At 46.3% G+C, this 24,913-nt stretch carries 23 protein-coding genes and 1 other annotated feature; of the genes, 16 read left to right on the top strand and 7 right to left on the bottom strand.

From position 1 onward, the window contains the following. Positions 1-54: 54 nt before the first annotated feature. The 3 genes from MH117_RS23820 to MH117_RS23830 all read right to left on the bottom strand — a co-directional run bounded on the left by MH117_RS23820 (position 55) and on the right by MH117_RS23830 (position 2,849). Positions 55-1,311, bottom strand: a complete 1,257-nt coding sequence (locus tag MH117_RS23820; protein WP_239333191.1) for a methyl-accepting chemotaxis protein — start codon at positions 1,309-1,311, stop codon at positions 55-57. 210 nt (positions 1,312-1,521) lie between these two features. Next, positions 1,522-1,746 carry an alpha/beta-type small acid-soluble spore protein gene (locus MH117_RS23825; protein WP_239333193.1) on the bottom strand — a complete coding sequence of 75 codons (225 nt, stop codon included), beginning with the start codon at positions 1,744-1,746 and terminating at the stop codon, positions 1,522-1,524. Positions 1,747-1,883: 137 nt separating this feature from the next. Continuing rightward, the gene (locus MH117_RS23830; protein ID WP_239333195.1) at positions 1,884-2,849 is read right to left on the bottom strand and encodes an aldose 1-epimerase; all 966 of its coding nucleotides are present in this window, start codon (positions 2,847-2,849) and stop codon (positions 1,884-1,886) included. 193 nt (positions 2,850-3,042) lie between these two features. Next, positions 3,043-3,311 (top strand) — a binding site (T-box leader). Between the two features lie 68 nt (positions 3,312-3,379). Here MH117_RS23830 and trpS point away from each other — a divergent pair. Further along, the gene (gene trpS, locus MH117_RS23835) at positions 3,380-4,369 is read left to right on the top strand and encodes a tryptophan--tRNA ligase (protein ID WP_239333197.1); all 990 of its coding nucleotides are present in this window, start codon (positions 3,380-3,382) and stop codon (positions 4,367-4,369) included. 64 nt (positions 4,370-4,433) lie between these two features. Here the strand turns inward: trpS and MH117_RS23840 are convergent, their stop codons facing one another. Beyond that, positions 4,434-4,625: a hypothetical protein gene (locus MH117_RS23840; protein WP_239333199.1), complete on the bottom strand. Its 192-nt coding sequence runs from the start codon at positions 4,623-4,625 to the stop codon at positions 4,434-4,436. A 138-nt stretch (positions 4,626-4,763) separates the two neighbouring features. On the opposite strand from MH117_RS23840, the gene MH117_RS23845 reads away from it, so the two are divergent. Then, complete coding sequence (locus MH117_RS23845; protein WP_028546849.1) at positions 4,764-4,988, top strand: alpha/beta-type small acid-soluble spore protein; 225 nt, start codon at positions 4,764-4,766, stop codon at positions 4,986-4,988. Between the two features lie 300 nt (positions 4,989-5,288). On the opposite strand, the gene MH117_RS23850 is transcribed toward MH117_RS23845, so the two are convergent. After that, complete coding sequence (locus tag MH117_RS23850) at positions 5,289-6,266, bottom strand: metal-dependent hydrolase (RefSeq protein WP_239333201.1); 978 nt, start codon at positions 6,264-6,266, stop codon at positions 5,289-5,291. 27 nt (positions 6,267-6,293) lie between these two features. On the opposite strand from MH117_RS23850, the gene MH117_RS23855 reads away from it, so the two are divergent. From MH117_RS23855 to MH117_RS23865, 3 genes are all read left to right on the top strand, one after another. Then, positions 6,294-6,647, top strand: a complete 354-nt coding sequence (locus tag MH117_RS23855; protein WP_239333203.1) for a hypothetical protein — start codon at positions 6,294-6,296, stop codon at positions 6,645-6,647. Between the two features lie 139 nt (positions 6,648-6,786). Next, entirely contained in the window at positions 6,787-7,716 is a 930-nt protein-coding gene (cyoE, locus tag MH117_RS23860; RefSeq protein WP_239333205.1) for a heme o synthase, read from the top strand. Positions 7,717-7,750: 34 nt separating this feature from the next. After that, on the top strand, positions 7,751-8,362 hold the full coding sequence (locus MH117_RS23865; protein WP_239333207.1) for an SCO family protein: 612 nt from the start codon (positions 7,751-7,753) through the stop codon (positions 8,360-8,362). A 6-nt stretch (positions 8,363-8,368) separates the two neighbouring features. On the opposite strand, the gene MH117_RS23870 is transcribed toward MH117_RS23865, so the two are convergent. Both MH117_RS23870 and MH117_RS23875 read right to left on the bottom strand, forming a co-directional pair. Continuing rightward, positions 8,369-8,725: a toprim domain-containing protein gene (locus tag MH117_RS23870; RefSeq protein ID WP_239333209.1), complete on the bottom strand. Its 357-nt coding sequence runs from the start codon at positions 8,723-8,725 to the stop codon at positions 8,369-8,371. Positions 8,726-9,220: 495 nt separating this feature from the next. Beyond that, positions 9,221-10,462 carry an MFS transporter gene (locus MH117_RS23875; RefSeq protein ID WP_239333210.1) on the bottom strand — a complete coding sequence of 414 codons (1,242 nt, stop codon included), beginning with the start codon at positions 10,460-10,462 and terminating at the stop codon, positions 9,221-9,223. A gap of 355 nt (positions 10,463-10,817) precedes the next feature. Between MH117_RS23875 and MH117_RS23880 the strand changes: the two genes are divergently transcribed. From MH117_RS23880 to MH117_RS23930, 11 genes are all read left to right on the top strand, one after another. Next, positions 10,818-11,225: an ATPase gene (locus MH117_RS23880; protein WP_481857296.1), complete on the top strand. Its 408-nt coding sequence runs from the start codon at positions 10,818-10,820 to the stop codon at positions 11,223-11,225. Next, positions 11,225-12,445 (top strand): transglutaminase-like domain-containing protein, encoded by a 1,221-nt coding sequence (locus MH117_RS23885; protein WP_239333211.1) that lies wholly within the window; start codon positions 11,225-11,227, stop codon positions 12,443-12,445. The genes MH117_RS23880 and MH117_RS23885 overlap by 1 nt, the downstream gene beginning before the upstream one ends. Before the next feature lie 99 nt (positions 12,446-12,544). Further along, positions 12,545-14,587: a peptidoglycan D,D-transpeptidase FtsI family protein gene (locus tag MH117_RS23890; protein WP_239333213.1), complete on the top strand. Its 2,043-nt coding sequence runs from the start codon at positions 12,545-12,547 to the stop codon at positions 14,585-14,587. Between the two features lie 342 nt (positions 14,588-14,929). Further along, positions 14,930-17,338, top strand: a complete 2,409-nt coding sequence (locus MH117_RS23895) for an endo-beta-N-acetylglucosaminidase (RefSeq protein WP_239333215.1) — start codon at positions 14,930-14,932, stop codon at positions 17,336-17,338. Positions 17,339-17,730: 392 nt separating this feature from the next. Then, positions 17,731-18,666, top strand: coding sequence for a metal ABC transporter solute-binding protein, Zn/Mn family (locus MH117_RS23900; protein WP_239333400.1), 936 nt, complete (start codon positions 17,731-17,733; stop codon positions 18,664-18,666). 196 nt (positions 18,667-18,862) lie between these two features. Beyond that, positions 18,863-19,636, top strand: a complete 774-nt coding sequence (locus MH117_RS23905; protein WP_239333217.1) for a metal ABC transporter ATP-binding protein — start codon at positions 18,863-18,865, stop codon at positions 19,634-19,636. 5 nt (positions 19,637-19,641) lie between these two features. Further along, positions 19,642-20,595, top strand: coding sequence for a metal ABC transporter permease (locus MH117_RS23910; protein WP_239333219.1), 954 nt, complete (start codon positions 19,642-19,644; stop codon positions 20,593-20,595). Continuing rightward, complete coding sequence (locus MH117_RS23915; RefSeq protein ID WP_239333221.1) at positions 20,592-21,482, top strand: metal ABC transporter permease; 891 nt, start codon at positions 20,592-20,594, stop codon at positions 21,480-21,482. Before MH117_RS23910 ends, MH117_RS23915 begins: the two co-directional genes overlap by 4 nt. A gap of 379 nt (positions 21,483-21,861) precedes the next feature. Then, on the top strand, positions 21,862-22,599 hold the full coding sequence (locus MH117_RS23920) for a Cof-type HAD-IIB family hydrolase (RefSeq protein ID WP_239333223.1): 738 nt from the start codon (positions 21,862-21,864) through the stop codon (positions 22,597-22,599). 56 nt (positions 22,600-22,655) lie between these two features. Then, positions 22,656-23,135: a DUF456 domain-containing protein gene (locus tag MH117_RS23925; RefSeq protein WP_239333225.1), complete on the top strand. Its 480-nt coding sequence runs from the start codon at positions 22,656-22,658 to the stop codon at positions 23,133-23,135. Positions 23,136-23,173: 38 nt separating this feature from the next. Then, positions 23,174-24,844: a putative polysaccharide biosynthesis protein gene (locus MH117_RS23930; RefSeq protein WP_239333227.1), complete on the top strand. Its 1,671-nt coding sequence runs from the start codon at positions 23,174-23,176 to the stop codon at positions 24,842-24,844. Positions 24,845-24,913: the final 69 nt, after the last annotated feature.

Consider the following 24,913-nt stretch of genomic DNA (forward strand, 5'->3'; position numbering starts at 1 on the left):
AGGATTGTCATCATGTCTTGTTTTGTTATGTACTACTCCGGGTCAATTCATAAATTAAATCTTAAACACTTGTATGGTGCGTTGGAGTTGGAGCACTTTCTGCTGCATCATCTCTGTAGACTCAACCATGTTCTGCACAAGGGCGATCTGCTCATTCATAGAGGCAGATACTTGCTCAGTCCCGGCAGCAGACTCTTGTGTGATAGCGGATATGTTCTCGATAGATCCGGATATTGCTTGGGCATTATCCAGCATAAGGTCGCTTTCAGTAGCAAATGCAGCAATCTGCTGTGTTATAAACTGAATGCTATCCACGATTTCTTTGAAAATGCGCTCTGTCTCTCGAATCATCTCACTTTGCGTGCGTACGACCTCTTCATTGGTCTGAATATTGCTTATCGCCTGCTTGATCCCGGATTCAATACCTTTGACTAGCGCAAATACTTCCTTCGTGGAAGCGGATGATTCTTCAGCGAGCTTACGAACTTCTTGCGCAACGACGGCAAAGCCGAGTCCATGCTCACCTGCGCGTGCTGCCTCTATGGAAGCGTTCAGTGAGAGCAGGTTCGTCTGCTCGGCGAGCTCGGAGATGGTACGTGTAATCTTAGAAATACCGGCTGTCTGGTGGGCCAGGTCATCGATCGTCTTGGCGACATGATCAGTCGCTTCGATATTACGTTTCATGCCCTCAGATTGCGTTTCAACCGCTGTACGGCCCTTGTCAACCAATTGGATCGTTAGTGCTGACCGTACATTCATTTCTTTGGTTGAATGTGCATAGGATTCCACCTTTTGCTCGATTTGTTTAATGGAATCGGACATGGAACCGATATCTTCGGAGATTTCGGTCGCACCGATCGCCAGCTCATTAGAAGAGGCGGCTACTTGTTCCATGACCATTTTCATGTTCTGATTCTTGTGGTACATATCACGTCCTGCATCAGAGACGTGCTTCGAGATATCAGTTGTCTGCTGCAGAATCTCACGCAGCTTTTCAATCATTCGGTTAAAAGAATGACCGAGTTCTCCCAGTGCATCGTCGGTTGTTACCGTGATTGTTGTAGAAAAATCACCTTTGGCGACTTGTAAGGCGGAACGAGACATTTCCATAATAGGTTCGCTTATTGAACGTTCAAGCATATTGATAATGGGGTAACTAATGCCAATGAGGATGACAAGCGTAATCAGACCGGATACTACATTTGCGTTGGAAGTTAGCAGCACAATTGTTGTTAGCGCAAACAGTCCCACAATGCTGTAGCACCCGATAAGCATTTTCCGCTTAAAGCTTAGCGAGTTGAACCAGTTCATATAACCGCCCCTTTGTAGTTGAGAAATACCATAATAATGAAATTATTATAGCATCGTATAGTAAACGGGGTCTATGGAAATGTATATTCTTACAAAATATTCGCGAAAAAAGACATATGATGTCTACAAATGAAAAAGCCTTCAACGCATCAGCGTTGAAAGCTTATTGTGTCGTAATTAAGTATAGTTAGAGAAACAAGCGGGACAAAATTAGCGAGAGGAATGACCTGCCAATTGTTGTTCTGCGATTTGAACCAAACGTTTTGTGATGTAACCACCGATAGATCCTGTATCACGGGACGTATAGTTGCCATAGTAACCATCTTGCGGAATTGGAATACCTAATTCGTTTGCAATTTCCAGCTTCAATTGTTGCAAGGCTGCTGTAGCTTGTGGTACTACCAAGTTGTTAGTGCGGCTTTGTTGGTTTGCCAAGTGAATCACCTCCTTGTGAATGTTATTATGGTGAACTTGAGGAGAATTATGCGAGGTAGCTCAAAAAATATGGATGAAAAAAATGCCAAACGGATTAATCCGTTTGGCATCAGGAGTATAGTATTCAGTTTATTGGTTTAAGGTTGAATAACTTCTAGGTCAAGCACCAATTCTACAGGGGTTTGTGGCTGCAAATCGATCAAGCCTGTTGTTGCTTGATCAAAGGGAAGATTCGGTGCATCGGGCAGCCAAGTATACGGTTCAACGCAAATAATCTCATCTGCTTCACCGCGGGTATACAGCACCCAGTGCTTAAAGTAAGGCTCGTTGCCTGTATACCGGATCCGATAACCGTCATCACGAGTCAGCCATGCTTCTGGCTGATGGTTGCCGATGCTGAATACAGTGTCAAACTGGCTTCCTTTCAAGTTAAGACCATGATTTAGCGCATCATGCTCGTGCAAAGGCAGTGTACGTCCTGTCATAATAAGCTCTTCGTCCAACTCGTATACGCCTGTGACAGGAACGGTCAGCGACCACCGTTCTGGTTGATTGTCTAGCATTAACCACGTATGCGTACCAAAGCCAAAAGGTGCGGCTTTGTCACCTAGATTCGTAATGCTGAGTTTCTGCGTGAGTATGCCGCCAGCAAGCTTAAGCTTCATGCTGAATTCGAGCGGGGTCGGGTACTGACGCATCCAATTCGGATCATCTGCTGTGCGGAATGTTGCTGTAACGCTGCAGCATGTATCACAGCTGTGCTGGTCGACAACAGTCCAAGCCTGCGTGCGGTGCAAGCCATGTATATGGTTCTCATTGGCAGTATTTTGATCGAATTGATAGTCCACTCCTGCATAGGAGAACCGTCCGCGTCTTATCCGTCCAGGAGGCATCAGCATTGGAATGCCAAAGTGATAGGGCTTGGTCAAATAATAATCAAGATCGCTTTCGGCGGGTGTACGGAGCACTTCTCGTTCGGAAGCTTTGTCCCATAAGCGAATGACATTGTTTCCAAGACTAGGAAGGAGTGTCGCCTCCATTGTGTCGCTATGTAAAATAAACGTTTCATGTCCATTCCATTTTCCTGTTGTGATATGGTGCATGCTTGTCCTCTCCTTTATGTATACATCATAATTAACACATGTCCTCATGATACCAAAACGAATGAATAAAGTCATACGTCAGCAAGCAGCAGCAAGCTTTATACGTTGACAAATCGTGCCGCATTGATTATTCTAGTGTGTAACTTCGATGCTGAACAATGAGAAGTTCAACATCCATATAAACCTATATTCAGACAAATCGTTGATGAGGAGAAGTAAGCATCAGCAAGCGCTTCAGAGAGCCGATGGTTGGTGGAAATCGGTGCCGCTGCTATTGCCGAATGGACCTCAGAGAACCGGAAGGAAATTCTTGACTTTATTTAGGAAGTCGAGGACGTATGTCGGGTCGTTGCTCCGCGTTAAGGAGAAGAGGTCTAAGCATATATTTATCGTGTGTGATTATACGCGACTAAATGTTCTATTAGACGAATTAGGGTGGTACCACGGTCTTTCGTCCCTTCGGGGAGACGATAGGCCTTTTTTGTTGTTTTTTTGTAGGGGAAATCCATAATCTTAAGGAGTGAATCCATATGAAACGCGTATTATCAGGTATCCAGCCAAGCGGCCAGCTCACGATTGGCAATTATATTGGAGCTATGCAGAACTTTGTAAAGCTGCAGCACGAACATCAATGCTTCTTTATGGTTGTTGATCTGCATGCGATCACGGTACCGCAAGATCCAGCAGCGCTGCGCGAACAATCGGAATCGGTGGCGGCATTGTATATCGCAGCAGGCATCGATCCAAGCAAGGCAGCCATCTTCTTGCAATCACATGTGCCTCAGCATGCCGAACTGGGATGGTTGCTGACGACCCTCACTTACATGGGTGAATTAGAACGAATGACCCAATTTAAGGATAAATCAGAAGGCAAAGAATCCGTTGGAGCAGGCTTGTTTGTCTATCCATCTTTGATGGCAGCAGATATTTTGTTGTATAATGCTGATCTTGTTCCGGTAGGCGATGACCAGAAACAGCATTTGGAACTTACTCGTGATCTCGCGGGTCGTTTCAACAGTCGTTATGGGGATTATTTTACGGTACCGCAGCCGTTTATCCCTGAAGTAGGTGCACGGATTATGTCATTGGACGATGCGTCCAAGAAGATGAGTAAATCAAATGCAAATGCAGGCAGTAACATCTTCCTGTTAGATGACCCGGCTGTTATTCGTAAAAAAATAAGCCGTGCAAAGACTGATTCGGAAGCGATTGTGAAGTATGATCCGGTTAACAAGCCTGAGATTAGCAATCTGATGAGTATCTACTCGCATACGGCTAATGTCTCGATTGCTGATATTGAGGCAAAGTATGAAGGCCAGATGTACGGTCCTTTCAAGAAAGATCTTGCAGAACAAGTAGCAGCCTTTATCGAACCTCTGCAGACACGTTACCATGAGGTTCGTCGCTCTGGTGAAGTTTACGATGTGCTGCAAAAAGGTGCACAACAAGCGCAAGAAGTCGCGGAGCATACGCTGAATGAAGTCAAGAACCGTATGGGCTTTGTTCTTCCACGTCGATAACAGCTTGAATATGGAACGAGCCTCGGTACCACACTGTTGATGTGGAGCCGGGGCTCTTTTAGTATTAAGAGGCCGTAGAAGCAGCTTGTTCTTTTCTACGAAGTCTGGCTTTGACAATAAAGCCGGCTCCCATATTAAATATCGACAACAAACCGAATAGAATAGCAAGCCAAGCGTTATAGCTTATGGCGATAGCAGTGGCCATCAACAATGCGATGGAAGAGCAGGCAAACCACAATGATAATCCTTTGCTCATGTTAATCTCTCCTTTTTCAAGTAGCCGACATGATGAAATAACAATTCCTGTGTTGGCGTATAACATCTGTAGAAGCGGTTACAATAAGCTTGCAAGCTTGCAAAATAGAAACGCCATAGTGAAGGGAGATTTCATATTATGTCAGCACAATCTTCGAGTCGTACTAACAACTTGGTCGTTCCTCAAGCAACTGCAGCACTGCAACAAATGAAACTGGAAATTGCTAATGAATTAGGTATTCCAGTTGCACAAGACGGTTACTACGGCAATTATACGTCCCGCGACATGGGATCCATTGGTGGATACATGACGAAACGTCTGGTCCAAATCGCTGAGCAATCGCTGAGTGGCGGCAGCCGATAATATCGGTTAGACCGTAGATGGATGCTCAGCTCGAGCACACAGAGGCTGCCCCGGCGCGCGGGGCGGCTTTTTGTTATATGTGGTCGATAATTGCTCCAGTACACAACGTTTGTCTCTGTAGTGGCACGCATTTACGCGAACAAGCCCTTTCCAATAAGAAAGGGCTTCGTCTGTATATCACGACGGCATCGATTCCATCGACTGCATGTAAGCGCATTTCCTTACTTCTAAATGTAGCACTTCTGACTAGCGCCGGAAAGGTCAAATTGTTATGAAGCTATTGGATTTCGTGCTGCACCATTACTCAAGCCCATATTGATGCTTCATTTGTTTTTCGCTTATCCAGCCTATATAGGTATCAAGTGGTTCAAAGTTGCTGTTCATCATCACAAGAGCTACAAAAGGATATTGTTTGCGATGCCGGTAGCGTACGTCTACCCACCTAACGACGTAACCATATCCTGTAGGCTGTATGGATGCACAGCCATACCGGGTAAAATACAGAAACGTTTTTACGGCGGATTGCGATTTTGATGCTTCAACGGCGGGGTGAGAATCACATCTGGCCGTCTCATTCCAAATTAAGCCGCTGCGGCGGAGATGACCAACTCGGAATGCACCGTCTAGTTGTTTCTTTACGACGTTCCAATTGGACCATGCCACTGTAGGAATGATCGTATACCGTTCACCGTCGTTATATTCAGGATCAAGCTGCGGCATGCGGCGGAGTATTCGCCGATGTTCCAGGGTGCGCCATACAAAATAGCCGATTAGTACAAAGTAGAGTACAGGAAAAATGAGTATCGGCGACAATATGTTAAAGCCCCACAAGGTTACAGCTACAAGGTGCGTCGTAAATATAAAAGGATCAAATAACGATATGATGTTCCACGAGATCCATTCTTCGGAAAAGGGGCGAACCGCCTGTGTACCGTATGTATTAAACAAATCGGTAAATACGTGCAGTACAACGGCAAAGCCCGTCCATGCAAAGGTATGCTGCCAATTCGAAGCAGGCATGCTCCAACTAAGCAATGCGGTAATAACTACGGTCCACACAAGCAGCATTGGGATGGAATGAGAGAAGCCGCGATGATTGCGCACATAGGCTTCATTGCTTTTTAATTTCAAAATTGTATCCACATCAGGTGCTTGTGAGCCAAGCATAATCCCGATAAAAACAGCCGTGGCAGTTATACTGTGCTCTGCTACTAAAGGATCAAGCTGAGACAAGCCGGCCAAGCCCAAACCAATGGCAATATGGGATACAGTATCCATCGACATTCACCTCCTGATTGTTGTATTGTGGACGTTGACGGAACAAAATATGACTACGCTCAAGCGGTTAAAGAAGGGATGTTAAGGATGGGAAGCATTATTTTTGTAGAATATCGCATCGAGCCTGAGAAGCGGGAACTCTATTTGACACATATTAACAAGCTGCTTCAATATAAAACGGATGTAACCTTATATGAGGGAACAGATCAACCTAACGTATTTGTCGAACAATGGCATGACACAACACCGCAGCAGTATGCTGACATGAAGCGTGTTCGATTGCAAGAACAAAGTGAGTGGGATGTTGTGACAGCCTGTATTCCAGGCGGAACCGCAAAACTGCATATCTGGGAATTTGCAGCACGACAGGATACATTGTGAAATAATGTTCGTTGAATTGTCAAATTGATGAACGATTGCAAGGATCATTGTCATAGCTTACGCATTTTTGCTATGATGAAAATTACAGCAGGTGAACTTTTTTTCTGCTGTTGGATTACAACAAGGAGGAACGGGGCACGTGGATAAACCTATGACTTATCGGACCTCTTCTGACTCTGTCACGCTCAAGCCTGAGCAAGTGGGAGTCGGGATATGGAAAGAGTTCATTCAATTAACGAAGCCAGGTATTATTCGTTCAAATTTATTGGCTGCCTTTACGGGGTTCTGGGTTGCCGCACGTTGGGACATCCCTTGGATGATGATGTTATGGATGTTGCTCGGGACAACGCTTGTCATGGCTTCTTCCTGTGTATTTAACAACTACTTCGATCGAGACTTCGATATGAAGATGGAACGTACGCGCGATCGGGCATTGCCAACGGGGAGGCTGCAGCCTCAGGTTGTGTTAATCTATGCGATAGCACTTGGTGTTGTCGGACTTACGGTGTTATTCTCTTTAGTTAATGTGCTGGCCGGCGTATTAGGTATTGTTGGCATGTTTGTCTATGTCGTCATTTATACGCTCTGGTTAAAAAGAACGTCAACATGGAGCACCTCTGTCGGGGGGATATCAGGAGCAATGCCTCCTGTCATCGGCTATGTGGCGATCACAGGCAAGATCGATGTAATTGCAGTTCTGTTATTTGCACTTATGTTTCTATGGCAACCGCCGCATTTCTGGGCACTTGGCATACGCCGCGTGGAAGAGTACCGTGCAGCGGGTTATCCCTTGCTGCCTGTCGTAAAGGGGATAAAGCGTACCAAGTGGCAAATGATTCCTTACGTGCTGCTGCTTCTACCAGTACCTTGGCTCTTCTATTATTACGGTTATGCAGGTATTATCTACGCAGTAACTGGAACAGTTATTAATGCATTTTGGTTGTACGTATGTATTGCTGGATTTCGCACGAATAACGATGAGCAGTGGGCCAAGAAGAATTTCATCCTGTCAATCAACGTCCTAATGCTTCAATTCTTTATTCTTATCGCGGATACGATGGGCAAATAAAGACACTTATTATGACGTTACTGGAGGATGGACCATGGCACAATTTGCGAAGCGTTATTCATTGCAATTATTTTTATGCAGTCTCGTGCTTGTATTTGCTGTTGCCGCAGCTTGGATCTATTGGCCTAAAGGCAGCGATCTGCCTGTCGTAAAGGCGGCGCCTGAGTTCTCGATGGAGAACGTAGATGGCCAGACGGTGTCATTGGCTAGCACCAATGGCAAGGCTCGCTTGTTCTATTTCTTTTTCTCTCATTGTACAGATGTATGCCCACCTACAACCTACATGTTAAATGAGGTGCAGGACTTATTAAAAGAGAAGGGCGTATTCGGAGACAAAGCGAACATCGTCTCCGTGACATTTGACCCGAAGCGTGACACTCGTGAACGCCTCATGAAATGGGCTACAGATATGAACAAAGCGGACCTTAAAGGCTGGTACTTCTTACGTGGCGACGAGGCCGGAACGGCAGAGTTCATGAACAAGTTTGGTTCGGCCGTCGTGAAAGACAACGACGGGAACTTTACGCATACAAACCTTGTGACGCTCGTGGACCAAGATGGCAACGTGCGCAAATATTATAACGCAAATGACCTAGAGGTCACTCCGGAATTGATTGCTGACGATGTTATCTCGCTTACCCAATAGCATATGTTACTCCGAAGCAAACGGGGCTGGATCGGGATATATAACATATTCCTCCAGCCCCGCTTTTTCTAACTGCTGGATGAGATATTCATCCGGCGTACCTTCTACGCCAGCATATCCTCTGCGTGTATATATATGTTCAGCATCCTGAAATGTATCTCTTAGCACGCCTCGTATTTTCTTGCCGGATGCATCATTGTCCATAAACAAATATACGTTCATGTCCCCAACTTCTTTACGGAGCGTCTCGGTCTTATTCGTATTTAATGTTCCATATGTACATAGGATTGTGATGTCATCACTTAGTAAGCGGCGAAGACGGCTGCGATCATTTTTTCCCTCTACGATTATTGCGATATCCATGAAGTTCACCTCAGCGCTGTATAAAGTAAGTGTGTTGTGTGACCGAAAAGGTCTCTCCATTATTATGCCGTTTCATTTATATAATAAGTCTTCTATTTACGTAGTGTACCACATGCAGATTCGAACTTTACACGTGACCTTAAGAATAAGGAGACTGATTTGCGAGGAAGCTCCTAAAAAAACGAACGGCTTGCTCGAGAGCAAGCCGCATGAGGAGAGAGCGAGTTGGCATTAAAACACACCAGCGCGGAGGATGATAACTAATAAGATGTAAAGTACAAGAATTGTTCCAGTTGCTGTCCAGAGACCACCGCCGAAACCAGGTCCAATAGGTCCACCACATGGATCTACACAATGCGACATTCGGTTCACCCTCTTTCTGACTTTAAGTCGTGAGGCACAATGTATAGTATGTCGGAGGGTAGATGTCGTGCTGTGCAAACACCCAGAAAGTCCAAAGATAGGTATTCGCCTGCAATTTAAGCATTGGTGCATTTATGAAGCTTTAGATTCAGGAATGGATGGTGTTGATGCTGTAAAAGGTTGAAAAGGCTGCCTGGCAGGCATAATCGTAACTGCCGCCATCAAGACAAGGAACGCGATAAAAAACGGGGATACGACATTACGGAACTGACCAGCCAACAGCGGACCTAGAAATGAACCAATAGAGAACGCAATTGACAAGTAGGAGAAGATTCGTCCGTACTTCACCCCGCCGCTTAACTGGAGTAAGTGGGCTGACATCGCAGGCAGAATGACACCTTTGGTCATGCCAATTAGAAATAACGATACAAACAAAGGCACGGGCCAATGAATGGCGATGACAAAGAACAGCAAGGACAGCACAAATGTCCCGATATAAGTCCGGGCATAGGCTGGATAATGATTCAGGAACAGCATGCTTAGTGTACACAGGGCACCAAGACTGACAGCGGAGAACAGAATGCCAGAGTGCATGATCGATTGAAGTTGGTTCCCAACAAACGGCAGTTCGAAGAACAGGATTCCTTGAGAGCATGAGATGGCAAACGGCATAATGTAGAAGGACCAGGGGACGCTTGCAGTATTTGCAGCCATAGCCGGCTGGGAGGCTGTTTTCTCGCCGCTGTTCGAATGTATTGGTGAGAATGCCTTTTGCCCTGCTGCGGCAGCTGGATATGACACAGATGGCGGCGAGGCGGATATCGCTTCAGCCGGGACTCTAACCATAAAGATCGCAAGCAGGCCAATAATAAACAGACCGATGCCAAGTGCCTGAAAAGATGCGGTGAAGCCTAGCTGAGCAACAAGATAGGCACCAGCTGCTGGCGATACAACGGAAGCAAGTGTGTGCACGAGCCCGTTGCCAGCCATCAGTTTACCTTGCTGCACTTGGTTGGTAGCAAAACGCGCCAGCAAGGCAAGACAGGCAGGGGACAAAAAGGCAAGCACAAATCCACTGATGGAGCGGACAACCAGCAGTTGCCACGGATTAACGACATGAGCTTGCAGCACAAGCAGAATACCTGCCCCAAGTAGGCTTAACACAATAAATATTCGGCTGCCAAACCGATCGACACTGAATCCTGCCAATAAATTACCAGGCAAATGAGTGAAGGAGTACATACCCATCATGAGTCCAATAAAGGAAGGGGCAGCTCCTAAAGAAACAGCGAAAGGAGTAAGGATAGGATATTGGGCATGCAGATCAAAGAATGCAATAAACAAAAATAAATAAAGCCATACGACTGAGCGCATGTGCCGTCACCTCCACAGTGCTATGGTATACTTGTACGTTGAAAGGGACGAACTTATGACCTTAATTACATGGGATACTGGATTCTATCTTTTTCAATTGTTCATCTAACGTAGATATAAATCCCACTGTGTAATTGCATTCAAGTAGGTGGCAGATAAATCAAGCACATTTGTGACAAATAATTGCTGTATGCTACTGTTGCGAACTAGATTTCATATCTATCATATCTGGGCAGCTAGCTTATCCTTGATTATCGAAAAGGTATGACCTTACTGAACAATTGGTAATGATGTATAATATGGGTTGGAAAGGATGGTAGATAGAGAAATGGATATGAATCAGCTTTTTGAGTTTATGAAACAGAATTGGTTAATTTTCCTGATTGCACTTATTGTATTATTTGTCATCGTGAGCTTTGTGAAGACGATGGTCAAATGGGCACTTGTACTTGTAATCGTGGCGGCTGTCGCGGTATACAGCGGCATTACGTGGAACGATATTGACAAAGTGGTTACTACGGTAAAGGATGAGACCGTGCAGCAATTGAAGGATCAAGCGATGAATGCGATGGTTCAGGAAGCCAAGAAAGCGACCTTTTCGGCAGGAGCAGATGGTACATATACGATCAAGTCCCCGAATGTAGAATTAAATGGTTCTACGAACAGCAGTAAGGTTAAGCTGGCGTTTAACGGTGTGTCGTTAGGCGAATGGGAGATTAACGACACAATTAAGTCGTTTATCGATGAGGCGAAGAAGAAATAATGGACACAGTTCGGCAGTTTGCGGAGTTTAACCTCGTGACGATTGTACTGGCGTGTGTCATTCTTTTTAGCGTATGGCAAGGGGTGAGCAGAGGCGCTTCGGGGTCTGTGCGTCACCTCTTCTTTATTATACTGGAGACATGCTTGACGGTTATATCCTTATTGTTGTCATATCTCGCTGCTCAGGCATTATCACCAACCGTTGCGACTTGGCTTCAGGAAATGGTGATTAAGATTCCCAGCCACGAGTGGTCCTGGTGGGAACGTATGTATTACACGACTGTAACGAGCATTAGGGACTTTGCGCTGCTGCGTTTCGCGCTATTATTTAGTGTATTGTATATTTTAATACGCTCTATCATCGGCGTGCTGGCTCGACTTGTAATGACGTTGCTTGCCCCTTCGTCAGCGGATGACATACCGTCAAGTCAGCGTCATTCTGATCAGGTGCTTAGACGTCAAGATCTGCATCAGACCCCAAATAAACCGCTTGTCATCCGTTTTCTGAGCCGTGTTGTGGGCGCTATGGTAGGGATCGTTACTGGTTCAGTGCGTGCTTTCTTTATTGTGGTGCTTCTCTTTGGCTATGTAACCCTGCAGCAGGATACGGCTGTTAGTAGGATGGTACAATCATCTGCTGCATACCAAGCTGCAGCTAATCAAGTTATACAGCCGCTTGCGGGGGCGTGGGTAACCAAACAGCTGCCTGTATTTACAGCGCAAGTCGAGGAGCAGTTAAGTGACTTGATGCAGCGCAAATACGAGGTTATTGACTACCTTATTCCGCAGGATATTGAGAAAGCTGCTCTTGAGGTGACCAAAGGAGCGCGATCTGACGAAGAGAAAGCGCGCAAATTGTATAACTGGGTTGGAACACGTGTGAAATATGACTGGAGCAAGGCGAATAATTATATCCAGCGTGGCGAGTGGAAGGAGCAAACACCGGAGGAGACTTTTGATAGCAAATCAGGAGTTTGTATCGATTATGCGAGGCTATATGCGGTAATGGCACGTACGGTAGGATTAGAGGTTCGTGTAGTGACGGGTAAGGGCTATGATGGGAAAGGCGGATATGGGCCTCATGCCTGGAATACGGTAAAGCTTGTAGACCGAGGTTGGATACCTCTAGATGCGACATGGGCGAGTACGGGCGACTGGTTTAATCCACCGAACTTTGATGCTACGCACATTCCAGATAAAGGAGCAATATCCAACAGTTAATCTGCTGTGTTTAGTCTTTGAGCGAGTCGTTCTAATGTGATAAACTAACATAATGAACATTACTCAACGAACATACTACGCAGGAAGGATGATGGTGCTTTGAGTCATCCGCATTCGGACGAACCACACAAGCGAGAACTATTAAACCGCCGCCACTTTTCATTTCGACTAAATACTTTTTTCTTTGTTACTTTTGCTGTCTTTACGGTGCTTATTGTGCGCCTAGCTATATTACAATTTGTAGAGGGACCTGGCTTAAAAGAGAAAGAAACAAGATTAGGCTATAAGACAACAGCCATTCCTCCGCTGCGAGGCACCATTTATGACGCTTCCAAGAAACGATTGGCTTACTCGACTTCGACGCAGTCCCTTTATTTTAACGTGGACAAGAATTATACGAAGGAAGAGAACATGGCAGATGCGGAGCAGCTTGCCAGTACGCTTGCTGATGTATTTAAGGAATACGGGGATGCCTCTAAGGAGAAACCGCTAACCGCTGAAGAAATCCTGAAGCGTATGGATTTAACGGGCAAGTTGAATTATGTGTTTGTCCCACGTTTGATCAAGACTGGATTAACCCCTAAGGAGATTGCTTATTTCTTGGAGCATAAGCCGGAGTACAAAGGACTCGATATTGTTGAGGACAGTGTACGGAACTATGATGAGGATACGGTTGCGGTGCAGACAATCGGGTATCTGAAGAAATTTAAAGGTGTACGTGAATCCTACGATTACTACAAAAATATTCAGAACAATAAAGATTCGCTGCCAGATGAGTTAAGATATCTTGATTACGAGGATGTTGGCGTAGACGGAATTGAATTTATGTTTCAAGAGGAATTGCGCGGAAAGAACGGCTTGAAGCGATTTCCTGTTAACGTCGCCGGTCGTATCATCGGTCAGATGGAGCTAACGAAGCCAGAGCGTGGGAACGATCTGCATCTGACGATTCATAAGGACATCCAGATGAAGACAGAAGAATCGATCATGAAGACGCTGGAGAAAGTGCGTAACTCTTCTGATTCATTGGAAAGTGCCCCTAATGCACGAACAGGCTATGCGGTAGCCATGGAAGTAAAGACTGGCAACGTCGTTACAATGGCCAGCATGCCTGATTATAATACGAATGTCTGGAAGAACGGCTCTATTAGTCCTGAAGATTATGATAAGTATAAGTTCAATATGAACAATGGTACGATAAAGGCAGCATACGGTCCTTATGATGATGATGAGATTAAGAAGCATCCGAACTCCATCGTGTATCTAGGTTCAACAATGAAGCCACTGTCCGTATTGATCGGTTTGCAGGAGAATTTGTTTGGTTTATATGACAATTATTTTGACGGAGGATATGCTGAATTTGGGCGTAAAGGTTATGAGACCAAGGTATGGAACTCTAGCCGGAAGTCATTCGGTTATATGGATGCGGCAGAAGCTTTGCGAGTATCCTCCAATGCTTTTATGGTTGACATGATCGGAAAGCGCTTGTACTCCCGAACCGATATAAATGGCCTTGAGACGTGGGATAAGTACATGGAGATGTTTGGACTTGGGGTTAAAACGGGGAGCGGGCTCCCTGGTGAATTTGCCGGTCTGAGGGACTATCTTACGGAAGCGGAGAGAAACAATGCGCAGTCTGCACTCGTGTATGCGTCGTTTGGACAGCAAGGTAAATATACGACATTACAGCTAGCCCAATATGCAGCTACATTAGCTTCCCACGGCAAGCGTATGAAGCCTCAATTCGTCAGCAAAATTACGGATGGTGAAGATAAGGTCGTCAAACAGTTCAAGCCAGAAGTGTTAAACGAAGTAAAGTTTGATGAATCGTATTGGAATATAGTTGAGCATGGGATGAGTCGAGTTAACGTTCACGGCTTTGATGGATTCCCTTATAAATTCTATCGCAAGACAGGTACGTCCCAGCAAGACGTTGGGGGAAGAACGATCGAGAACGGGGTGTTTATCGCTTACGCACCAGCTGAGAATCCAACTTTGGCTGTTGCGGTTGTCGTACCAGAGGGTGGCTACGGCTCCTACAGTGCGGCACCAATTGCACGTGCCATCTTTGATGCCTACGATGAAGCCGTAGGGCTTACAGGCACGCCTCGCAAAGCGACGCCACCAGCAACAACGGAATAAGAATACATGAAGCGGCTGTTCTCAGATGAGGACAGCCGCTTGTCTGTTACACGATCCAACGGAAAAGGTAATAAAGGGAAAAATTATGACTTATTTAAGCTTAAATGTAGGGATGGTGATAGGAGCCTATTATGCGCTGTTGGTTAGTATCTTTGTGATCATCTTAATATAAATATTAGTAATATTTAGGCGAATGAAAGTGGTATTATATTTAATTTATACAACAAATCTAAATTTTGTCCATTATGAAAGCGTTTACCTTGTGCTTAAAATGAAGGTGTACGTCTCAGGACCAGCGCGCGGTGTGGGGCGATACATAACCGAACAAAATGAGGTGCTAGGATGAAGCAGAAACAAAAAAGAGCACGATGGGCGGCCATTCTTGGCTGGAGCATGTTGGCATTTATACTATCGGCTGGCGCAGCCAATGCGGCACAGCCACATACCTCTTATTGGTTTCCAGACCAACTGCTGAAGTGGAGTCCGGCAGCGGACAAAGATGCGGAGTTTAACAAAGGGACGATTCGTCTGGCTGAACGCTTCGCAGGCGAAAAGGTTAACGGCAACGCAAGTACGCAGCCTAAGCTGATGGGGCTTGCTGCCATGAATCCGCATACGAGCAATGTGCCTTCTCAAGGATCGGATCAAGACAGTGTTGACGCTTTCAGCTTCTGGCAGTATGTAGATACGATGGTGCTATGGGGTGGATCTTCAGGCGAAGGGATTATCGTGCCGCCGAGTGCTGACATTATCGATGCCGCTCATAAAAATGGAGTCCCGATCGTGGGTACGGTATTCTTCCCGCCAACTGCCTATGGAGGTACCTATCAATGGGTGCAGCAGACGCTGCAGCAGCGCCCTGACGGATCGTTTCCAGTAGCGGACAAATTAATTGAAGCAGCGGATTACTTTGGCTTTGACGGCTGGTTTATTAATCAGGAGACAGTGGGTGGTAATGCTGCGGATGCAACGAAGATGCAGCAGTTCCTAAAATATATGCAAGATCACAAGAAGCCAAACATGCAAGTGGTCTGGTATGATTCCATGACAAAAGGTGGCGGCATTAGCTGGCAGAATGCGCTGAACGCTCAGAATGAAATGTTCTTGCAAAGTGGGAACAGCAAAATATCGGACTCGATGTTTATCAACTTTAACTGGTCCGCCTCTGGTCTGCAGAGTTCGGCTAGCAAGGCCTCCAGTCTTGGCCGCAGCCCTTATGACGCCTACGCAGGCATTGATGTTGAGGCCAATGGTACTGGCAGCTACGTAAACTGGTCGGCAATATTCCCACAAGGTCAAAATGCACGTACATCTCTTGGCATATATCGACCAGATTGGGCTTACCGCAGTGCAACTTCCATGAATCAATTCTATACAAAATCTAGTCAATTCTGGGTTGGGGCGAATGGAAACCCAAGCCAAACGAATGCCTCGGGATGGCCAGGAATGGCACATTATTTTGCTGATAAATCCTCGATTAACTCTTTACCATTTACAACTAACTTTAACACCGGTCATGGTAAGATGTTTGCTATTAATGGCAACGTTATGCGAACGAAGGAATGGAATAACCGCAGCTTGCAGGATGTACTGCCGACATGGCGCTGGATCACACAGAGCACAGGTACGGCTCTAACGCCTAACTTTGACTGGGACCAAGCTTACTATGGCGGGAGTTCCCTTAAAGTAAGTGGCAACTTGAACGCACAAAACGCAACGCATTTACGATTGTACCGGACAGCCTTGCCTGTTGACGCAAATACGGTCATATCCGTTACGTATAAGGCGCCAATCGCTGGGGCACAGGTGAAGGTGGCACTTGTATTTGGAGACAATCCGTCCCAGACGGAATATGTATCATTACAAACGTTGAATACTTCTAATTGGACAACAGCATCTTTGCCATTGTCTGCATACGCAGGTCGTACGATTACGGAAATCGGTCTGAAATTCGAAAGCAGCACAGCTATTCCTAACTTTACTGCAAATATAGGGGAGTTGTCTGTACGTAATAGCAGTCCTCAAGCCCCATTGCCAGCGGTATCCAATCTAGCGGTTACAGAGCTTGGCATGAGCGGTGCATCGACGGATGTTCGCTTGAAATGGGACTCCCTTTCGGGCGGTGTTCAGGTGTACGAAATTTACCGCGTGAAGCCTGATGGCTCAAAAGAGTTCGTGAATGCAACACCTAACCGTGTTTACTACATTCCGCCTATGTTCCGCATTGGCAACGAGCCACAGACTACACTCGAAGTAATTGCGCTTGGCAAGGATGGACAGCGTGGAGCAGCAGCGCAAGTTAGCTTCCTATGGTCAAATGTGCAGCCGGGTATTACGAATGTTGCTTTGAATCGTACTGCCACTGCGGATACTTTTGTAAGTGGGGAATCCCCAGCCAAAGCTGTTGATGGTACGGCTGCAAACAATAGCAAATGGTGCGCCACAGGCAGCGGCAACCACTGGTTAAGCGTTGACTTGGGATCTTCTTATTCCATCACGAAGTTTGTCGTAAAACATGCTGCGGCTGGCGGGGAGTCAGCGAGTTTTAATACTCGTGATTTTAAGCTTCAGTTGAGCGCGGACGGGGTTAATTGGGCAGATGCTGTATCTGTGACAGGCAATACCTTAGGAGAGTCAAGCCATACGATCAGTGCGACAAATGCCCGTTATGCGAAGTTGGTGGTGACAAAGGCAACTCAAACGAGTGATACAGCTGCACGTATTTATGAGCTGGAAGTATACGGGCAATAATGCAGCGTAAATAGCCGCGGGATAGGACTGTATCGTGATTTAGCAAGGAGTTGCTGCTTGAGTATTCCTACTCGAGTGGCAGCTCCATTTTTAGGACATAAGAAACAAGGCGCATAACAAACTTTTGGACAAAGTACCAGCTAGCTAGGTTATACATACTTTAGTATGAAAAGTAGTCCTTTATCATTCTATTCACAATGAGTCAACAACTTTTTTTTGCCGAAAAAGTTGCACTAAGGAAACAATATTGTGTATATTAAACAAAAGAAGTATAGGTAAAAAGTATTGCGCTTATATAAAATATATAACTGCATACAATTTATAAAAGGGAGAGTGTAGTGAAAGTGAAGGCAAAGTCAACGAGATGGAATTCAGCGCTCAAGCGCTTGGTCATGACCGTACTGTTCTTAAGTTTGGCAATGGGGCTGGCAGCTTGCGGCAGCGGGAATTCGAAAGAAACTTCAGGCAGCACTACTGGAAATGAAAGCAGCGGCAAATTGACAATCACCACTACAATTGGCATGATTGCGGACGTCGTCGAGCAAATAGGCGGAGATCACGTAGCCGTCACCGGTTTGATGGGCTCTGGGGTTGATCCGCATTTGTATAAGGCATCGCAAGGGGACATTAAAAAGCTGGACGAGGCAGATATCGTGTTCTACAACGGATTGCACCTTGAGGGCAAGATGGTGGATATTTTAGAAAAGATGAGTAAGAACAAAAAGACAGTTGCAGTATCGCAAAAGCTGGACGAAGCGGAGCTGTTGGCCGACCCGGCGGCTCCGGAAGCTCATGATCCGCATATCTGGTTTAACGTGAGCAATTGGATTAGTGCGGCAGAGGTCATCCGTGACACTTTAGTTGAAATGGATGCTGTACACGCGGACGAGTACCGCCAGAATGCAGAAACGTATCTCGCCAAATTGAAGGAAACGGACAACTATGTTCGTGAGCAGGTCCAGACGATACCAGAGGACAGCCGTGTATTGGTTACAGCACATGATGCCTTCCATTACTTTGGTAAGGCATATGGAATGAAGGTGATGGGGCTTCAAGGAATTAGCACTGCATCTGAATATGGCAGCAGGGATGTGAGTGAGCTGCGTGATTATCTGGTTGATCACCAGATCAAGGCTGTGTTTGTAGAGTCAAGTGTCCCAAAGAAGGCCATTGAGGCCGTTATCGAAGGTGCGAAGAAGAAAGGCCATAACGTCACCATAGGCGGCGAATTATTTTCGGATGCGATGGGTACACCAGGCACGCCGGAAGGTACTTATATCGGAATGGTCAAACATAACGTTGATGTAATTGTTAATGCTTTAAAATAAATAGGGTCCATAATCCGATGGAAAAGAAAGATTCCGTTAACATGGTATGACTACATTTAGCATCTATCATGTGGGGCAGCATTTTACTTTGTATATTAAGCACTACTACTTATCATATCTATCCGATATACAAGATTAAAACGGATGAACTGATTCATGAATAGCAGGAAGCAAGAAGTAGAGAGGAGGAGCAACAATGACACAAACAAGACATGCATCACCTTTGACTGTTACAGGATTAACAGTCGCCTATCAAAAAAAGCCGGTGCTTCGCAACTTAACCTTTGACGTACCAGAAGGCAAGCTAATCGGAATTATTGGACCCAACGGTGCAGGAAAGTCCACCATGATAAAAGCGATACTAGGATTGCTCCCTAAGGTTAGCGGAGAGGTTCAAATATATGGCAAGCCATATGCGGAAATGAGAAAGTCTATTGGTTATGTGCCGCAGCGTGAATCGGTGGATTGGGATTTTCCTACTAATGCGTTGGACGTTGTGATGATGGGGCGTTACGGGCATCTAGGCTGGTTCAAACGACCGGGTGCTAATGAGCGGGAAATAGCGCTGGACTGCTTGAAGAAAGTAGGCATGGCAGATTATGCACATCGCCAAATTTCGCAATTGTCAGGCGGACAGCAGCAGCGGGTGTTCTTGGCTAGGGCGCTCGCGCAGAATGCGGATCTGTATTTCATGGATGAGCCATTTGTTGGTGTCGATGCTATGACGGAGAAAGCGATTATCAGTCTGTTAAATGAACTAAAAGCGCAAGGCAAGACCGTACTTGTCGTTCATCATGATCTAGCAACTGTTAAAGAGTACTTTGACTGGGTGATGCTGCTGAATGTGGAACTGATAGCTAATGGACCTACAGAGCTTGTATTTACGAAATCGCTGCTCCACGAGACGTACGGTGGCAAATTAGCCGTATTCGATCAAGAAGACGGGGCTACCCTCGTCGGATCGAGGTGATAACGATGTCATTATGGTCATGGTCTGTGTTGGCAGACCCTAATACACAATGGATATTGGTCGGATGCATGCTGCTCGGTTTGATGAGTGGCATCATTGGCAGCTTTGCTTATTTGCGCAAGCAAAGCTTGGTGGGCGACACACTCGCTCATGCGGCGCTGCCAGGCATTTGTATTGCCTTTATGCTCACTGGTGTGAAATCGCTGCCGCTATTTTTCTTAGGTGCATTAGTCGCCGGACTCATTGCGACTTTCTCTATGACAGTCATCACGCGGTATTCGCGAATTAAGGCCGATGCTGCGATGGGCATCGTGCTGTCCGTATTTTTTGGTATTGGTATCGTGCTATTAACTCAGATTCAGCATTCGTCATATGGCAATCAGAGCGGGCTTGATAAATTTTTGTTTGGGCAAGCTGCTTCTATGATTCAGAGCGACGTATACACGATGATCGGGGTATCGGCAGTTATTATTATCGCGTGCAGCTTACTGTTTAAGGAATTCAAGCTGCTTAGCTTTGACCCGGGATTTGCCCGTGGATTGGGCTTTCCGATTGGCGTGTTGGAACAAATGTTAATGTTCTTCACCGTTATCGCAGTAGTTGTCGGGATTCAAGCGGTCGGTGTCGTGCTAGTTGCAGCGCTGCTTATTACGCCTGCTGTGTCGGCAAGATATTGGACGGATCGACTGGGACTGATGGTGAGCTTGAGTGGCATATTTGGTGCTGTCAGCGGGGTCATTGGGACGTTGATCAGTACGACCACGAGCAACCTGCCTACAGGTCCATTAAGTGTATTGGCTGCTACAACAGTGTTTGTATTCTCTGTTCTCTTTGCTCCGCGCAGAGGTGTGTGTGCCAAGGTGATTCGACGAATACGCACTAATCGTACTATTCGAGAGGAAGAACATGCACGGATGAGCGAACGTGGCACTCGTGTGCGGAAGGAGGCTTCGTTATGACGGATTTTTGGATCATTGCGACAGGTGCATTGGTCGCCATATCATGCGGCATACTCGGCTGCTTCCTTGTACTTAGAAAAATGTCACTAATAGGAGACGCGATAAGCCACTCCGTTCTGCCCGGAATCGTGATCGCCTTTATGATCAGCGGCTCACGTGATTCGCTTGCCATGCTGTTAGGTGCTTCTGTAGTCGGGCTTATTACGGTCTTTCTGATTCAAATGTTCCAGCAGAGCGGCGTTCAGTCCGACGCCTCGATAGGTGTTGTGTTTACAGCACTGTTTGCAGTCGGTGTTGTGCTTGTCAGCTTAAATGCACGACAAGTTGATCTTGACTTAGACTGCGTATTATTTGGCGAGATTGCGTATGTACATTGGAATACGATTGACGTCTTCGGCATCGATTACATACCGAAGGCAGTATGGATACTTGGCTTCACGGTTGCTGTTATTTTTGTAGTGATTGGACTCTTTTACAAACAATTTAAAATCTGCGCGTTCGATCCCGCTATGGCACTTGCTTGCGGCATTCCAGTTGCGTTGTTCCACTACCTTTTAATGGGTCTGGTATCGATGACAACGGTAGCCAGCTTTGAGAGTGTTGGTGCTATTCTGGTCGTAGGTATGCTGATCGTACCTGCTGCTACAGCCTATTTGTTGACAGAGCGGTTGTCAGTGATGATCATATACAGCGTGCTGATTGGCATAGCATGTGCAGTACTGGGATATTATACGGCAGCATGGCTCGATGCTTCTATTGCCGGAATGATGGTAACTGTAGCAGGCGCATTGTTCGTATTGGCTTTTATTTTCTCCCCAAGCCACGGTATGTTGGCGCGGTTAATCAAGCAGCGTAAACTCGCTGTACTTCACAGTCAAGTAAGCTGACATATGAGCATTCAGCAAGCGTGTAGTAAGCGTGTGATAAGGATCTAACAGGCACGTAAGCAAGTACGTAGCAAGCACGCAAGAGGGTGTGTATCAAGTGCGTAACAAGCATGTTACAAGCACGCATGAAACGAATAGGCAATAGGAAAGCTGGATTCGGGCATCTCATGATGCAACGGATTCAGCTTTCTGTCATATAGGCCAATATACTCAAGTTATTTATAGGAAGAGGTAGATATTTTTGTTGTGCTCGTACCGTTTATGATACAATGTCGTTATGTAAAATGGCGTATGGTAGCCGTCTTACGCGCAGGGTCGCGAATCATGACGAATGTGCGGATGAGCAAGCCATAAACGCCGGACGGGAGTGTAGGCAACAATGAGTAAATATACACTGTTAGCTCTCGATATGGACGGGACGCTGTTAGACGAGGACCAACGAGTGAGTGAGGATACCGCCCAAGCGATAGCGGAAGCGCAAGCAGCGGGTGTAACGGTCATATTATCGACAGGCAGAGCGATTCAAAACGCGGTGCCCTATGCGGAACAGCTTGGTTTGACGGGACCAATGGTAACGGTAAATGGTGGTGAGGTATGGAAAAACCCTCAAGAGCTTCACATTCGCCATCTACTGCAGCGCAGCGCTGTTACTAAGATGCTTGAGCTATCTGAGAAGTATGACACTTGGTTCTGGGCCTATTCGACTGAACGATTGTATAACAGGGAGAAATGGAACGGAAATGTGGAGCAGGAGGATTGGCTGAAGTTCGGTTATTTTAATGAAGATGATATCGTACGCGGTCAATTGCTTGACGAATTACGCACTTTAGGCGGATTGGAGTTAACCAACTCTTCGCCGCACAATATTGAGATTAACCCGCTCGGCATCAACAAAGCATCAGGTGTACAGACTGTGTGTGATATGCTCGGTCTGGACATCTTGCAGACGATCGCCGTCGGGGATAGCTTAAATGACATTGCAGTCATTCGTCATGCAGGACTTGGTGTGGCAATGGGGAACGCGCAGGAGGAAGTTAAGCAGGCCGCTGATGCGATCGTAGCTTCCAACAATGAAAGCGGCGTAGCGGAAGTGATTCGGCGGTTTATTTTAGCATAATTATAGCGCATGAAGTAATCAATAGGATATCGCCAGCAGCTAAGGAGGAATTCGTGATGGCCATTTTGGGATGGATACTTGTCATTGCTTTGTTTGCGGTCGGGATGGCGGGTGCCATCTTCCCTATACTTCCAGGGGCACTCGCGATATATGCGGCGTTCTTTGTGTATGGCCTATTTTTTACATTCGAACCGTTCGGATTCTGGTTCTGGTCCATCCAGACATTAATCGTTGTGGTCATGTTTGTGGCGGATTATGCGGTCAGTGCCTGGGGTGTCAAACGATATGGGGGTTCAAGGGCATCCGTTATTGGCAGTACGATTGGGGTTATATTCGGCCCGTTTGTCATTCCGGCATTTGGTCTCCTAATAGGTCCGTTTCTCGGAGCTTTGATCGGGGAGCTGATCACAGGGGCTGATGTCGGACGGTCGACTAAGGCTGCGATTGGAGCGATCGTTGGTTTATTTACCAGCATGGTGACAAAGTTCATTCTGCAAATCGTTATGATTGTGTTATTTATAATTTGGATTATTTAATTTGTGGTCTGTGGTAGAAGAGGAAAGAAGGGAAGCTTTTGGCAAAGGAGTCTTTTATTAAAGGGACGCTCATCATTGCAGCTGCTACTTTAGTAGCACGCGTGCTGGGCGTATTCCAGCGGGTACCGCTTGAGCATATGCTCGGTTCTGTAGGTAACGCGGCGTTTGCCACATCTCAGAACGTCTATTTGATGATCTTGGCAATCGCGACTGCGGGTATTCCGAGCACACTCAGCAAAATGGTATCTGAACGTTACGCCCTTAATCAGGTGCGTGAGGCCGAGCGTGTCTATGCTGCGGCGCTACTGTTTGGTCTCATATCCGGCGTCGTTGTGACGCTGCTGCTGTTTTTCCTGGCACCTGTCTATGCGACAGCGATCAAGCAGCCAGAAGCCGCGCTCGCCATTCGCGCGCTGGCACCAGCGCTGTTATTGTTCCCGATGCTTGCAATGATGCGGGGGTATACACAGGGACGCAACATGATGCAGGCCAGCGGTGTGTCCCAGATTATTGAGCAGATTTTACGCGTCGCAACGGCGATCGCGCTTGCTTTAATCCTTGTGAACAATGGCGCATCCCAAGCTTGGGCAGCTGCAGGAGCTTCCTTCGGCGGTGTACTTGGCAGTATCGGTGCTTTTGTCGTAATGATTTACTACCTGCGCAAGCTGCGCCGCTTGGATCGTGAAGCAGGCGTACGGGCTCGCAGGTCTAATACACCGCCTGTCTCGTTGAAGGCGATCTTTGCGTCCATCTTTGCGTTATCGATTCCTATAGTGCTGGCATCACTTGCCGTGCCATTGGTCAACTTTATTGATTCGTCCATTACAGTGCCGCTGTTGTCCTCGGACGTAGGTGAGGCTACTGCGACGCATATCTATGGCATATTAGGGCAGCGTGCCCAATCGATTGCAGGCATACCGCCGATTCTGGCGATTGCGCTCAGTACATCGATTATTCCGGTCATTTCCGCTGCTTATGCGAAGCGGGATATGCAGCACTTACAGCGCCAGATCTCGCTTGCGATGCGTATTTCCGTATTAAGCGGCATGCCGATCGTATTAGCGCTTGGCGTAGGTGCCTTTTCCATTAACGGATTGTTATTCAGCTCGCTAGATGGTGCTGGTATTATTGCCATGCTGACGCTGGGTACGATATTACAGATTACGATGATGACATCAAGCTCGATCCTGATCGGACTTGGCAAGCCTTATATTGCGATGATTAGTGTTACGCTGGGTATTATCCTTAAGCTTATTTTCAGCTTTGTGCTGGCTCAATTTATTGGTGTATACGGTATTATTACAGCAACGATGATTACGTTCTTAATTATTACGTATCTCAACCTGCGTGTGATGAAGAAAGTCGTCAAGTTTGACGTTATGGGCAAGCGTTGGCCTGGTTTTATGCTGGCTACTCTTCTTGCAGGCGGCCTTGGTTATTTGACGGAGCGTTTGGGTGAGCAGCTTGTTGGCATTACAGCCCAATCTGTTAAATATGGAGAGCCCTTGGCGGTTGTTCCTCATGCGGGCCACAAGATTGGTTTTATGTTTACAGCAGGGTTTGTTGGTATAGTAGTGTTGGTTGTATTTATCGTAGGCCTGGTGGCGTTTCGTGTCGTTCGTAGGGACGAGCTTGGCAGTTATCCTCGGATTGTTCAGAAAGTACTGCGGCCTATTATGCGAATCCAGAAGGTGGGTTCCAGAGGGTAGGCCCTAGTGACTAATATAGGAAGACAGGTATTCTCTCTTAAGCATAGAGGATACCTGTTTTTTTATGTT

It is taken from the genome of Paenibacillus sp. ACRRX (genome assembly GCF_022346885.1).
GTDB lineage: Bacteria > Bacillota > Bacilli > Paenibacillales > Paenibacillaceae > Paenibacillus_B.

Excerpts from the sequence above, each read along its gene's own strand:
- MH117_RS23830 (WP_239333195.1), bottom strand. The coding sequence starts at position 2,849 with ATGCACCATATCACAACAGGAAAATGGAATGGACATGAAACGTTTATT.
- MH117_RS23850 (WP_239333201.1), bottom strand. The coding sequence starts at position 6,266 with ATGGATACTGTATCCCATATTGCCATTGGTTTGGGCTTGGCCGGCTTG.
- MH117_RS23875 (WP_239333210.1), bottom strand. The coding sequence starts at position 10,462 with ATGCGCTCAGTCGTATGGCTTTATTTATTTTTGTTTATTGCATTCTTT.
- MH117_RS23870 (WP_239333209.1), bottom strand. The coding sequence starts at position 8,725 with ATGGATATCGCAATAATCGTAGAGGGAAAAAATGATCGCAGCCGTCTT.
- MH117_RS23925 (WP_239333225.1), top strand. The coding sequence starts at position 22,656 with ATGGCCATTTTGGGATGGATACTTGTCATTGCTTTGTTTGCGGTCGGG.
- MH117_RS23865 (WP_239333207.1), top strand. The coding sequence starts at position 7,751 with ATGGCACAATTTGCGAAGCGTTATTCATTGCAATTATTTTTATGCAGT.
- MH117_RS23900 (WP_239333400.1), top strand. The coding sequence starts at position 17,731 with ATGACCGTACTGTTCTTAAGTTTGGCAATGGGGCTGGCAGCTTGCGGC.
- MH117_RS23880 (WP_481857296.1), top strand. The coding sequence starts at position 10,818 with ATGAAACAGAATTGGTTAATTTTCCTGATTGCACTTATTGTATTATTT.
- MH117_RS23845 (WP_028546849.1), top strand. The coding sequence starts at position 4,764 with ATGTCAGCACAATCTTCGAGTCGTACTAACAACTTGGTCGTTCCTCAA.
- trpS (WP_239333197.1), top strand. The coding sequence starts at position 3,380 with ATGAAACGCGTATTATCAGGTATCCAGCCAAGCGGCCAGCTCACGATT.
- MH117_RS23910 (WP_239333219.1), top strand. The coding sequence starts at position 19,642 with ATGTCATTATGGTCATGGTCTGTGTTGGCAGACCCTAATACACAATGG.
- MH117_RS23840 (WP_239333199.1), bottom strand. The coding sequence starts at position 4,625 with ATGAGCAAAGGATTATCATTGTGGTTTGCCTGCTCTTCCATCGCATTG.
- MH117_RS23920 (WP_239333223.1), top strand. The coding sequence starts at position 21,862 with ATGAGTAAATATACACTGTTAGCTCTCGATATGGACGGGACGCTGTTA.
- MH117_RS23905 (WP_239333217.1), top strand. The coding sequence starts at position 18,863 with ATGACACAAACAAGACATGCATCACCTTTGACTGTTACAGGATTAACA.
- MH117_RS23895 (WP_239333215.1), top strand. The coding sequence starts at position 14,930 with ATGAAGCAGAAACAAAAAAGAGCACGATGGGCGGCCATTCTTGGCTGG.
- MH117_RS23820 (WP_239333191.1), bottom strand. The coding sequence starts at position 1,311 with ATGAACTGGTTCAACTCGCTAAGCTTTAAGCGGAAAATGCTTATCGGG.
- MH117_RS23915 (WP_239333221.1), top strand. The coding sequence starts at position 20,592 with ATGACGGATTTTTGGATCATTGCGACAGGTGCATTGGTCGCCATATCA.
- MH117_RS23885 (WP_239333211.1), top strand. The coding sequence starts at position 11,225 with ATGGACACAGTTCGGCAGTTTGCGGAGTTTAACCTCGTGACGATTGTA.